The organism is Fructobacillus sp. ESL1129, assembly GCF_058507945.1.
The window spans coordinates 317,433-330,299 of sequence record NZ_CP196668.1 but is presented as its reverse complement, the minus strand read 5'-3'; the positions used below and the strand labels follow the sequence as shown (position 1 = coordinate 330,299).

General features: G+C 44.1%; 9 protein-coding genes. All 9 read right to left on the bottom strand.

Going from position 1 to position 12,867, the window contains the following annotated elements; genetic code table 11:
• Positions 1-76: 76 nt before the first annotated feature.
• Positions 77-3,205 carry a toprim domain-containing protein gene (locus ACSYSL_RS01640; RefSeq protein ID WP_491708845.1) on the bottom strand — a complete coding sequence of 1,043 codons (3,129 nt, stop codon included), beginning with the start codon at positions 3,203-3,205 and terminating at the stop codon, positions 77-79.
• A 12-nt stretch (positions 3,206-3,217) separates the two neighbouring features.
• Positions 3,218-5,041 (bottom strand): VirD4-like conjugal transfer protein, CD1115 family, encoded by a 1,824-nt coding sequence (locus ACSYSL_RS01635; protein ID WP_491708844.1) that lies wholly within the window; start codon positions 5,039-5,041, stop codon positions 3,218-3,220.
• A gap of 1 nt (position 5,042) precedes the next feature.
• The gene (locus ACSYSL_RS01630) at positions 5,043-5,573 is read right to left on the bottom strand and encodes a DUF3801 domain-containing protein (protein WP_491708843.1); all 531 of its coding nucleotides are present in this window, start codon (positions 5,571-5,573) and stop codon (positions 5,043-5,045) included.
• A 27-nt stretch (positions 5,574-5,600) separates the two neighbouring features.
• Entirely contained in the window at positions 5,601-7,937 is a 2,337-nt protein-coding gene (locus tag ACSYSL_RS01625) for a phage tail tip lysozyme (RefSeq protein WP_491708842.1), read from the bottom strand.
• Between the two features lie 62 nt (positions 7,938-7,999).
• Positions 8,000-9,301, bottom strand: a complete 1,302-nt coding sequence (locus tag ACSYSL_RS01620; protein ID WP_491708841.1) for a hypothetical protein — start codon at positions 9,299-9,301, stop codon at positions 8,000-8,002.
• Complete coding sequence (locus tag ACSYSL_RS01615; protein ID WP_491708840.1) at positions 9,288-9,503, bottom strand: hypothetical protein; 216 nt, start codon at positions 9,501-9,503, stop codon at positions 9,288-9,290. Before ACSYSL_RS01615 ends, ACSYSL_RS01620 begins: the two co-directional genes overlap by 14 nt.
• Before the next feature lie 43 nt (positions 9,504-9,546).
• On the bottom strand, positions 9,547-10,170 hold the full coding sequence (locus ACSYSL_RS01610) for a hypothetical protein (protein WP_491708839.1): 624 nt from the start codon (positions 10,168-10,170) through the stop codon (positions 9,547-9,549).
• A gap of 14 nt (positions 10,171-10,184) precedes the next feature.
• On the bottom strand, positions 10,185-12,551 hold the full coding sequence (locus ACSYSL_RS01605) for a VirB4-like conjugal transfer ATPase, CD1110 family (protein ID WP_491708838.1): 2,367 nt from the start codon (positions 12,549-12,551) through the stop codon (positions 10,185-10,187).
• A 2-nt stretch (positions 12,552-12,553) separates the two neighbouring features.
• A complete protein-coding gene (locus ACSYSL_RS01600) occupies positions 12,554-12,865 on the bottom strand; it encodes a hypothetical protein (RefSeq protein WP_491708837.1) in 312 nt (103 codons plus the stop codon).
• Positions 12,866-12,867 lie beyond the last annotated feature (2 nt).

Below are 12,867 nucleotides of genomic sequence, written 5' to 3'. Positions count from 1 at the left end.
GTAATACATTGTTGATTGTTTTTGAGAGCTTTTGAGAACCTAATAATCGACTTTTTGCCTAATTGACTAAAACAACTTACATTCTCAGCCCACGCTTACGTGTTACTTGCTGTTGGGCTTTTTTGCCGTCAATGAGATCGTCAAAGGCCTTGTTGCGGTCAACCTCTTGTAGTGCCGTCTTCATTTCGTCATCTGAGAATGTCAGATCCGAATGTTCCAACTGTAAGGCCTCATTCATCGAAATAAAGTCATTGGCGTATTGCTTATCACCATGTTGCTCAAGTAACTGGAAGGCCTTATCTTGAATACCCACTTGCGAGTGCTCTAAGAGGTCACTGGCACTAAGTGCAATTGAACCTTCCTCTTCCCACTGACTGTTCATGATAAATAGATCAGGTCGGCCCCCTTCCATCGCTAAAATATCATCGGTTAATGGATTATAAGCAAGAATATTCTTTTCACCTTGTTCCAGTCCTTCGTTAGCTTGTATCAGTCTCTCTGGTAGGTTGAAACGAATGTGGTCAGTTAAACCACCGTTCTCAATCGCCATCTTATTACGTGGATTAGCTTCCATTGGTGTTGCCAAAATATCCTCCTGGCTCACTTGGTAGTTAAAGAAAAATGGCGCTACCTCTTTGAAGTCTTGATAGTTCAAGTTGCGGACCATTTCCGTGACTAATACGTTATCAAACTCATTAGGCTTATCCCCCATGGCCAGGTCGGCGTTTGTAGTCAAGGTTTCGGCAACCCAGCCACCGGCGCTGGCCATCGTCTTCTTCAAAATGTCAGGGTCTAGTTCTAACATCTTGGCCTTAACCCCTTGAAAGTAACCAATAGACAGGGCGCCGGCTTCAACAATAGCCTTCTTCATGCTCTTCAAGACCTTGCGACTTTGTGGATCCATTGCAAAATCCTTTTGATGCCCTGCCACCTTTTCAGGACTGACGGTCTCTTGATGAGTATTGCTTATCAAACGAGGGTCAACGGAACTAAGAATGGCGGCTTCTTGGGTAGTCAGTTCAACGGGTGGGTTTAAATAGTCCTTCATGTCATTTAAGAGGTCGCCCATAGCCATTTCATCATTATAGAGATCACCATTGTCATCGAAAAACTGACTAGGTTCTTGGTAGATTTCGCTGGCCGTGGCTGGGTGAGGTCTGTTTCCAAGTTCTAATCCTTGAACAAACTCAGGGTCTGCCATCGTGTCAGCGGTCACATCAATGGCTTTCAAAATGGCCTGTTGCTGATTGGCTGCTTCATCAAAAGCCACCCCAGCTTTCACAGGCCAATTTTCTGGCACCATACCCTCGGAGTAAAGAAAGTCCTCATAGACAACTGGATCCATTGGCTGTTTGGCCAAATCGAGTAACCACTTTGCCTGTTCAGTCTTGGTGTAGCTTTGAACGTCCTTAAAGGCTTGCTGGTAGTCCGTAAAGAGTTCTTTGTTCGTTCCTCTTGTCATCGGTTCATTACTCACTTTCTGCTGGTACTCTTCTTCTAAACCTTTCACGCCAAAATTTTTGATTAGCATAGAGGCAGAACGCTTGTCTTTACGAATCTGTTGATCATGAAAAGAAAAAAGCAGTTTCTGTTGGTCTGTATAATTCTCCGATAACGCCTCCGATGAAAGTTGTATCTTGGGATCAAATGTTTTAGCATACTCGATAAAATCGACCGCGTCCGCCTCGGCTACCTTTTTCCAATCAATTTGATCATAAAATTCTTCTGCGACAGCGCCGTTCAGTTCACTTAGTTGGCTAATAGTGTAACGATACCCATCATCGGCCATATATTCTGGGTCAAAACCCGCTTTTATGGCCTCGCTAAGTACGTTTTGTTCAGACTCATCTACATTTGTCGCGCTTTGCAGAAATTCTTCTGCTGGTAAGTTTACATAGTGGTTAGTGATTACTGCGGCACTATCCGCGAATAGTTCATCGGTGTAGACGTCCATGTTAAAGTCGGGTTCATCAGGAAGCCTCTTTACGAACTCAGCTCTGACATCTCTATACAGCCTATCTAGATCGAGGTGTTCGTTAAGCAAAACGATATAATCATCGTCTTCAAAAGTAGTCTCAAAAAGAGAATTCACGTTTCCCTCTAAGGTACTTTTATTAAATCCTTTTGATTCAAGATACTCGTCAGTTATTGAGTCTTCAGAATCAAGGATTTTTGGATTCTTGTCCCGCTTCGCTAGTTTTACGACGTCGTTCCAGTCTTTCACGTTTTCCTGTCCTGAGTTTTGTGGGACCTCAGCCGATACTTCCAAATTGTTCCAACCAATATTTTCCGTAAATTGCTGGCCAGCTTGATCATTATCAACGGCCAAGTCAACTTGAATCGCTTCCTTCTCGTAGGTTTGCTTGTCATTAAGAAAATCAAGTAAACGACTCTTCTGTTCATTGGCCATTGACGGGTTCAACCAGTCCGCCACGGCATAACTAATTGCGCCTTTCTTGAGGCCATTAGTGGACACTAACAAAGTATCTTGTATGTCTGCTCGATGAAGTTGATAATAGCTCATCAAGTCGATGGGCGACTCAAAGGCTTTTACCTTTAAAGGTCGCTCTTGAGGGTTCTTTGACGGTGAGCCAATGGCGACGCGAAAACCAGCATAGCCGTTACCAAGATTGCGTTTGAGGTGTTCTCGTTTGCCATAAGCTTCGTTCTTCCAAACGCCTTGCAAGGAAACACCAGCCACTTCTCCATTTGATAGTCCTTTAAAGACCAACACCGGTTCGGACTTTTTCTTTTCAAAATCTGTTGTGTAAGAGGCCTGGGCTAAGACCCCTTGTTCCTTGAAGAAGTCGATGGTTTCTTGCGTTAAGCCCCGTTCTTCGGTCAGGTACTTTTCGCCAGCGTTCATGACCTTGTGTTCTTTAAGTTTGTATTCAAAGGGCGCTCGGGGGGTTGCTGCTTGGTTAGCCTGAGCAGAAGGAATTCCTTCCATCTCACCCAGAATCTCCGTGGCCTCAATGAAGCCAACGTCGCGAACCATTTGGACCAGCTTTAAGGCGTCGCCGCCATCACTGCGTGAGTTCCAATAAAAGTTGTTCTTGTCGGGCACAAGGACTAGTGAGTCATGTTCAGTCCATTGATAGGAACGCCCAGTCTTTTCGAGTTCCATATCTAACTGCTTGGCGACGTCGATGATGGACATTGTCTTGGCCCGTTCAATTAGTTCACTACGTTCTTTAAAATTCATATCATCTCCTTGTTATTTAACTCCACTGACCTGACCCATATCGACAAAACCAATGGTTGGGTCAGTTACAGCGGCATATTTCATACGCTCATAATCATCTTTAAAGCGCTTGTAGCGATACCAGTTTTTATCCTTTGGACTATTAGCTAATAAGTCCTTACGTGGGTGTTCCAGTGTGTCATATTTATCGTCCATATAAACATTGCGGCCATTGACAAAGACCAGTGCTTTTCGGTTATCTAACCGGGCTACTTCATCTGGCGTCAAAAGGTCACGGGCTTGCGTTTGTCGGTTTTCGGAACCATTTCGTCCGCTGTTAATCGAGTGATTTCGGATATTGATGGTTTGCTTTCCAGCACGCTGGGATAGATACTCAGTGGTTTCTTTTTCATTACCACCTAGGAAAATTAAAGTGTCGGCGGTCGCTAAAAGTCCAGCCCAGCCCTTTTGATACATCGTTTTTAACTGGTCTAAGGCCTGCAAAATAATCACCAAAGACATCTCACGTGATCGTAAGGTGGCCAAGGCTTTGTCGATATGGGGCATTTTCCCAATGTTGGCAAACTCATCAAGCCAATAACGAAAATGCAATAATGGCTTATCATCTTTGGTCTGCCGAATCCCTTCGTTGACTTCATCAACCTTTCGAGACAAAACCGTTATCGAGGTGGTTACTAACAGTGAGGCCAAGAAGTTATAAGAAGCTGAGATTTCTGGAATATGCACAAAGACCGCCGTCTTCTTTTCATTCCAAGACTCAATGTCCATGGTGTCCTTGTTGATCATGTCGGTGACTTGCTGATGATCGAAACTAGCAAAGACCGAAACGGCATTCCCAATCACACCAGCTTGTGTTTCTGGTGCTGCGGCAATCGACTTAAAGTTCTTAAATTGTTTTCCCGCATAGTTATTAGGGTGGGACTTTTCCAGTTCAGCGAACAACAATTCCGTATCACTAGGTTCCTCATCATCGCCGTCTTTTTGCAGGCCACGCAAAAGTTCGGTCACCATGGAGATGTCTGCTTGATAGTGATTATCCCGTGAGTCGTACCAAAGTAAGGCAATCAAAGAACGCACCAACATATCCGAGGCAAGTTGCCAAAAATCCTTCTTACGGTCTGAGTCTTGGATTGCAATGGAGATACTGTCCAAAACCCGATCGACATCAAGTTCAGTGGGCATGTAGTTGAAAACATTAAATTGGTCCGAATCCGTTAAACGAGAAAGATCAAAGACCTTAATTTGATAGCCCTGTTCCCGCAACATGGTTCCAAGCTCACGGACTAAGAGACGTTTGGGGTCGGTGACCAAAAAGCTCGAATTCATTTGCATTAGGTTTGGCTTTAAGAAGGTAAAAGTCTTTCCCGAACCAGCCCCACCAATCACAAACATGTTTTTGTTGCGCTGTTCGGGTCGTGGTAGGTTTCGATTGAACAAACCCATACGACCGTGTTGTGACAAAATCAAATTATTGTCTGGTACAGGGTCTTTGAGCCGGTCCATTTCAGCTTGGGTGGCGTAACGGGCCGAACCATGTTCTTCCCCGTTTCGATAAATCCCACGATCATTGCCATGGGCATAGAGCATGAGACCCAACAAAAAGCCCAACATCGCCGTGATAATTCCGGCAAGTGTTGGCATGAGATAAAGGGGCCAATGAGCCAACATGTTTCGTACTTCTAATGTGTAACTAAACAGGGCCATCTCTTTTTCACCAAAGGTTTGCCCTGGTATGTGACTGACAAAATTACCTGCCCAATAAAAAAGGACAGCTAGGAAGCCGCCCAAAATCAAGTGTGGTCGTAGTCGTTTTTTATAAGGTCGTTGTGGGTCCATCTTATCTTCCTTTCATCGTTTGCCGCATGGGTTGCTTTGGTCGCGCAGCTTGTTTGTGCGGCTGGGCAGCTCGTTCGGCTCGTGCTTCCTTGACACGATCAGCGGCAGTTATTGGACTCTTTTTATTTAAGCATTCCCACAAGTCGTGGTCTGTATTTTGAATATCTTCTAACATGTCGGCCAGGGCCGAACGAATTACTCGTTCATTGCGTACTTGAAAGAAGAGCTCTGTTCGGTCCCCATTCTTGGCATAGGCAAAGGGAACCCCTTTTTTCGCTAAATATTTCTTCAATTCTTCCAAGTTAGCCGAGGTGTTAAAACTATCTGGCAAAGTTACCACATCTTTCATCGACTTTTCAGCCATAAAACGATAGAGTTTCTGTTCACCTTCCATCGGGCGCGCCTTTAGCCAAAGAACACGAGTAAGATCCCGAAGTTCCAATTTAGTCAATTTTGCTAGGGCCTCTAAAATGCCTTTAATCGAGGTCTCTCCTACTGAGAAGAAACGGTTCATTACTTGTTGTTGTTCCATTAGAATTTCCTTTCTATAATAAAGGTCTTACCAAGACACGGTTCGATTGTCCTTCTCGGCGTCTTCGACTTCCTTAATGGTTTCGTCTGCCTTCTTTTCAGACTTTTTCTTTTCTTCAGACTTCTTCTTGTCGGCCTCTGTCTTGTCATCGCCATGGGTCTGCAAGTAAGAGAACCAGTTTAAGGCTGCTTGCACACGTTCTTGTGTCTTGTCTCCTGGGTTTCCTTCCCAAGATTGTTGGAACTGGATTGCCAAGGCGCCGACGTCGGTGTTTTTAGTTGAAAGGATACTCTTAGCAACGTTGGCACCACTATCCGCCTCTAGCATGAAGTCAATTTGTAGGGTCAAAGAATACCATTTCTTGTTCTGGGATTTAGCGTATTCCCGCAAAGCCGTGTTTCGGCCACCAGGTCCTGGGGCCACGTCCGTCCATTGTCCAAGACCTAGGCCTCGATGAATGATATTTGGGAAACGGCCATCATAAATTTGAGGGCCCCCCATGTTCAACCAGTTATCATCGTCCCAAGAATTATCACTGGAACCCACTGGCGCTTTCAGATAATCACCTTCCGCACGCTTTGGATTGATGTTACTTTCAACAGCGAAGTTTCCAATCATCGCTGCGACCCCTTCCATGGAGTAGCCCTTATCTTTTAAGTGCTGCCAAATAGTGAGGGCACGGTCTTCAGTCTTGGAAGATGGGTCAAAGTCATCATCAACAACCGACGTAAACTGCAAGAACTCAACGTTTCTAAAATAAAAACCAACGTTGGCTGAGAACCATTCCTTTTCATAACCGTTCCAAAGTTTGTACTGCAGCTCTAGCTGATTGGAGCTAGCGTCACCTAGTAAGTCGCCCTCTTGAATTTCTTGACCTTCATAAGCCCTAAAGTTGGTCAAACCATCAACCACTAAGTCATGGCTTTTATCGAGGAATATCTTAATGGCATGGTCATTTAAGACCGAGACTTTACCAGCCACTGGCGCCTTAACAGCCTGATTAGGAGTCACAACAATCGTGTTGCCATCATGGAGTTCAGTTTTGTCGTTGACCTTTTCATACCCATAACGACGAGCAATTTGGACCGGCTTATCTTCTGGATTATCCTGCATGTCTGCCAGTTCATGTCCCAAAACCGAAAATCCCATACGACGGGAGGCGTCGATGTCATCACGAGTGTCGGAGCTCATGATAAACCAAGGATTTTGGATAATGTCGGCCGCCTTTTCGCCGTCCTCATTTTTACCGTCCATCAGTTCCTGTGAGGTCAGCACTTTCGATTTCTTGTGTGTTTCTTCATAGAGCTTAGTTAAGACAACCGGGTAAGTCCCCTTATCATCGAACTTGCGCAGTTTCTGGTAACCCGCGCCCTGGTTAGTATCCTTTGGATCGAAGTCACCAAACATACCGTTTAACTGGAACATAAAAGGCTGCCAATCGGTAAAGTAACGGTGTGTTTTATCAGTGTGTTCAGCGTCTTCTTTTGTCAGAGCTAACCAGGTTTCGTTAATCTCTTGATTATCCTGTTTAAGACCAGGCATACCAGTTGCACCGGCTAAAATCAAAAAGAAAGTACAAATTCCAATGAAAACCCAGACAATTTTAGATTTTAGAAGCCCCTTACCAAATAGATCGCCAAAAATGTTTTTAAAACGCCGACCCAAGAAGCGTCCAATTTTCGTCGTCTTCTTGTACCGGCCAGCAAAACGGCGTGCCTGTCGTCGCATTTTGACTTGCAACTTCCGACGGGCTTGGCTGGTCTGCTTGCGCAAGCCAAAAAATTGTTTTTCATAAGGTGTCTTTTGAAAGCCGCGACCGCGTAATAGATTCTTGGTTCGAACAGCCCCATCATAAGGAATCGTGACGAGGTTTTTTCCAACTTTACCAGTCACCTTTCCGGTACTTTTGGCTACCCGCCCATAATATTTTCCTTGTTGAACCTTATCGTAAGTATCGACTCCTTCAGCTAAGATGTCATCGTTTCGTAATTGGGCTTTTAACTTTTGCGCAGAAGAGCTGGTGACCTTATGTTGCACCCCCGTCTTGATACTAGTTTTAATCCGATTGCCTAAATAGGTATCATCTTGTTTTTTGAGGCGCTTATTGACGTTCTTAGCATTTTTCGTTTCCATATTGCTAAAGACGTTTCTTTTTTTAACCGCGTCAAGACCATGTCGTTTGACAATCTCTTTTTCCCGTTCTTTACGGGTTTTACGTCGCTTTTTAAATTCGGCTTTTGCTTCTAATCGAGATTGACGTGGACTCGCGCCATCAATATCTTTTAACCGTCGTTCCAGCCGTTGCTTTTGCGTGCGTCGGCTTGAAAACTTACGTTTGATCCTATTATCCTTTTCTGATTTCACGGTCTCGTCTCCCTCTTTTTTATGTATTAAAAAAGCAGCCATAGGCTGCCTTTTTACTGTGTTTAATGACTAAATAACGCCAGTGCGTCTTTGATTTTTTGTTCAAGCACTTCCTTTTCCTTCTGACGTTGTGCTTGTGCCTTTTCTTCATCAGCCAAACGTTGTTTTAGCGTGATGGCTGCCTTATCAGCAAGCTCAATCGGCAAGTTCTTCTTCAAAGTTGTTAAACGCTTTTCGGCGTCAGCTTCAATTTGACCGATGGCATTGTCGTGGCGAGCATTTTCACTAGATACTCGTTCTTGACGTTCCTGTTCAATCTCAGCTTCAGCTTCATGTTGGGCCTGTTGCAATGCTTCGGCCGATTCCAGTTTCACTGCTTCGCGAATTTCTGCCGTACGATCAACGTCAATCTCTTTGGCCAACTTATTTTGTTCAGCCTTTAGGGACTTAATCACATTGGCGACTACATCGTTTTCAGGATCGAGAATCTGGTCTTGTCCCCTTTCCACATTTGTCGCGCTTTGTGGTACTTCTGCTACATTTGTGGAACTTTGTGGTATTTCTTCCACTTTTGTCGCGCTTTGTGGTGCTTTTAATGGTTCCTGTGAACGAATGATTTCTTCTTGTTCCCGCACGCGGCGGCGCAGCGCTTCTAATTCCTTGCCTTCATTCTCGGTAACCTGGCGACGCAAGCTTTCAATTTCTGATTCTTTTTCATCGTTATTAGAAGCGCCGGCTACATTTGTCGCACTTTGTGGTACTTCCGCTACATTTGTGGTATTTTGTGGTATTTCTTCCTCAAAGGGTCCGTCTTGTCCCACCTGTGTTTCCTCTTCATTCTTTGCTAGTAACCAATCAGCGTTTGACTTCGGTTCACTCTGTTGTACAGGCTCGTCGTCATCAGTGGGCTTTGGTTTTTGCGCATAGTAGATCAGTTCTTTGAACTTACGGTCCGCTTCCTCTTGATCGACTTCTTCGGGTTCATAAGGGTCAATCTTGCTGTCATCGGGAATGCCATGAATCAAGCGCTTATCATAAGGCAGACGTTCTTTGCCATAAAAGCCATCCATGAGTTCGTCAACTTCCACTTCTAACGGTAAGTTGAACAGTTCGGCAAACATCACGACGCCGTCTTGATTTTCTTTCTTGGCCACGATTTGGTCCGTCTCGTTGGAACGTTCCAGAAGCTGACTCAAGCTTTCAATTTCATTGGCGAGGTCCTCCGGACTTGGAAAATCAAAATCTTCCACCGTTCGTCCAAAGCGAATCGAATAGGTCCATACGTCATCGCCACGCTTCTTGTTCTTCTTACTCTTTTTACCCTTGCTTCCTACGCCCGGGAATAGCCAACTAATCAGCCCCATGTGCTCGCTCCTTTGCCTTCTCTTCAATAATCGCTAACAAGTCTTCTGGCTTAATATCGTTTTCGGCCATGGTTTCTTGCAGCAACTGTTCGTTTAGTTCTTTTTGTTCTTGCTTCTTAAGTTCTAGCCTTTCTTCCAACTGCTCGACTTCTTTGTCAACTCGTTGTTTCTTGGACAAGGTGCGTCCTGACTTCTTCGCCATCTTTACCTCCAATAAAAAAAACTCAATTCAAATTGAGTCTGACTTAATCTGCTATATCGTTGTTGTCATCTTTGACCGGCGCATTGTTCCGTTCTTGTTGAACATTTTGCTGGTTCTGCGTGTCGGTGTTATCCGTCAATTTCTTAGGGCGAATATCATTGACCTTCAACTTGCCGTTTTCGTTAACATAGGTCAAAAGTAGCGTGGCCGTCTTGTGTTGACGAACGCCAGTTGAACGATCATCTTTCTTCGTCAATGATTGGTTCACATAATTAACCGTTACGATGGCTTGATTCTTATCAGCGTCAATGAAAATATCAGCACTTTCAAATTCTTGGTCGACGACAAATCCTTTATAAACCGCGTTGGTTGGCTGGTCTTCTGATTTGACCGCGTTCTGATAGGCGTTTTTGGTCATGTAATCTTGATAGCGACTACGGTTTTCACCTAAATCCTTCCGCGTATAATAAGCCATCAAAAAATTCTTGACGTTCTTAGAGCTAAGCTCTGTTGAACTGGTCGTTTTCGTACTAGTTGTTTTAGAACTAGACTTATGCGACGGCGTAATCACCGCACTGGTAAAGGCCACTCCTAGAACCAAGCCCAAGAATAAAGTACAAATGGTCTTAACCTTGGCTTTCAAATTGAGTTTCTTTTTATCTAACATTATTCTTCCCTCTCTTAAACACGAATATCGGTATTTAATAACTCAAAGAGTTGTGTATTTTTTGGAATCTCATTTTCAAAAGGAATCATGATTCCATCAACCTGAATTAAGCCCGTTCCCTTTGGTGGACGACCACCACAGAATTGGCTTAGTAGAACTGAATCATAGCCTAAGGTTTCTGACATCATTTGTAGGTCAGGACCTTTTTGCCGTAACAAAATCATAAACTCGGTGTTCGATACCATCTTCTGACCAGCGTCCTTGCTCAGCAAAGTAATGATATTTTGCGTGATACCAGTTGGAATGGCACCATATTTTCGGACACGCGCCCAGAGGTTTGTAAACCATTGGGCATTGGCGTCGGTTTCAAAATTAACTTGAATTTCATCAAAGTAAAGCCAAGTGGTGGCTTTGTTTTGGTAAGACACCACTTGTTTCCAAATCTGATCCAAAATAACCTTCATAGCAAAGGGTTTCATCGTCGAGTCCAAACTCTTCGTGTTGAAAATGATAAAGCGGTTGGACAAGTCAATATTCGTTTCGTAAGCAAAAATGTTCTGCGCCCCCTTGGTGTAAGGAAACATGGCGTTTGATAATTCGCCGGCAGCTTCATCTTGTTGCTGGTCCAAAACGTCCTGCCAATCCATTAAGGTTGGCTTAGGATAGCGTTCATAGGTCATTTGAGTGACGCGATCAATAATTCCTCGTTCACTAGGAGTCAAAGGCATGACATCAGAGAGCAACGAGATTAACAGGTTAGTCTTTTCCTTGTAAAGGTCCAACTTACGATCTTCACTATCGAGGTCATCACGGTTGGGCAAGTCTAAGATATTCAAGTGATTATCAGTTCCGGTCGAAATATCCAAGATCTCGGCGCCTAAAGCACGTCCAATTGGCAGATACTCGGATTCAGGGTCCACAATAACAATTCGATCATCGGGGTGGTTCAGCAAAGTGTTCAGGATTTGATACTTGGTGGCCACTGACTTACCAGAACCAGAGGACCCCAAAATCAATCCAGATGGAGTGATCAATTCGTCTCGGTTCTTTCGGTCAATGGTAATCAAGTTTTTTGAGATTTGGTTTTGACCAAAGAACTCACCATGGGGACTTTGCAATTCCACAGAGGTAAAAGGAACCTGAGTGGCCACGTTCAAGGTAGTCATGTCCCGCATGAACTCTTTTGTTGGCAGCTTGTCTAACACCGCGTGACCAATAGGCAAGACGGTGTTAAAGCCTTCTTCTTGATAGTTGTATACACTTTCAATGTTAACTCCCTGCCCTTGCCCAACTCCCTTAATATCGGTGGTTGCGGTGCGTAAATCTTCTTTGGAATCAGCCAAGACCATGATTGTAAAGGTTCCAGAAAAGAGCTTTTGCGTATTGTCCTTAAAGTCGGCCTGCAAGGCTGCCGTCGAGTCTTTAATTTCCAAAGCAGCGCCCGAAAGCATGTCTTCGCCAATTCCGTCTTTAAAGTTATCTTTTTGTTGCCGGCGCATATCAATCTTATTTTGCGTGGCAATCGAATTAACTTTCCGCTTAGTTTCTTGCATGTTGTATGGTTCTGCATGAATTGAGATGACCATTTCACGGTTCAACCTTAGTAACTCACGGATTAACTTATCTTCCATCAGCTTGGGGTAATCATGGATATACATAATTCGGGCAAATTTCTCATTTATCTTCAGATAGCCTGAGTCAATGTCCATCGTCTTAGAGGCAACCGCGTCCTTATTACTGGTGGCCATGTCCAGCGACCGAATTGGTAACTCGTCGCCAGGGTTAGTCATGAAGTTCAGAACATGCGCGCGTTGCTTACCATTGAGACTTTCAAAACGAAGATCAATTCCGTTTTCTTGAAAGCGTTGAGTAAAGTCCTTAGCGGCCTTGTTAATATCTTTTTCGCCCTCTTCAGCAGTCCGTGAATCAGCGGACAACGTAATATACCGGCGAACTTGGAATTCGTTTTCAGACGTCGTAAACTTTTGCGCCATAATTTGATTGATTTCGGAACGATAAACGTCATTTTCATCACCAGTCAAAGGCATGAGCAGGTTTTGAATGGCTCGTTCCCCCACTCGTTCGTTGACAACCGTTAGTTCAAAAGCGTCATGATGATCTAAGGAGTTCAGCGCTTTGGCATAAGATAAAACAACACCATCTTGTTGAGTCTCGCCGGCAGCTTCATAAGCCACATCGTTTAGTCGATATTGACGTGAAAATTGATTTTCAGCCACTTTAATTAGACCGTTATCGTAGAGCCGTTCAAAACGCAAGGTATCTTGGGTACTGGGCTTTAATTTCTCAAGACGTGCCTTTTTTCGAGCTTCTCTTGCGGATAAGCGGGGCTTATTTTGTTTCTTTTTTTTCTTGGTAAACACGATTAATCCCTTCCTTTATTTTTTTCAGTTGATCGAAAGCGTCGTTCTTTGACGATGAAGTAAAAATCCAGACTTCGTTTGATTTTGGGCCAATAGCCAACCCACTTCAACATGACGGGTAGTAGGAAAAAGATGGCCAGAATAAAGGCGGTGAAGTGACGCAAAAGTGGTGGAACAAAGATTTCGTCAACAACAATGGCCGCACAAATTGGCAAGGCCTTCAGCCCTAATTTAAATTGTTGCTTGGTGACTAAGCCATTAAACATACGCGTCTCGTATTTCGATAAGTCAGTATAAAATTCACTTTGGGCCATGA

What these genes read in the sequence shown, in the direction of transcription:
- ACSYSL_RS01640 (WP_491708845.1), bottom strand. Translation starts at nt 3,205, where the DNA reads ATGAATTTTAAAGAACGTAGTGAACTAATTGAACGGGCCAAGACAATG.
- ACSYSL_RS01635 (WP_491708844.1), bottom strand. Translation starts at nt 5,041, where the DNA reads ATGGACCCACAACGACCTTATAAAAAACGACTACGACCACACTTGATT.
- ACSYSL_RS01630 (WP_491708843.1), bottom strand. Translation starts at nt 5,573, where the DNA reads ATGGAACAACAACAAGTAATGAACCGTTTCTTCTCAGTAGGAGAGACC.
- ACSYSL_RS01620 (WP_491708841.1), bottom strand. Translation starts at nt 9,301, where the DNA reads ATGGGGCTGATTAGTTGGCTATTCCCGGGCGTAGGAAGCAAGGGTAAA.
- ACSYSL_RS01615 (WP_491708840.1), bottom strand. Translation starts at nt 9,503, where the DNA reads ATGGCGAAGAAGTCAGGACGCACCTTGTCCAAGAAACAACGAGTTGAC.
- ACSYSL_RS01610 (WP_491708839.1), bottom strand. Translation starts at nt 10,170, where the DNA reads ATGTTAGATAAAAAGAAACTCAATTTGAAAGCCAAGGTTAAGACCATT.
- ACSYSL_RS01600 (WP_491708837.1), bottom strand. Translation starts at nt 12,865, where the DNA reads ATGGCCCAAAGTGAATTTTATACTGACTTATCGAAATACGAGACGCGT.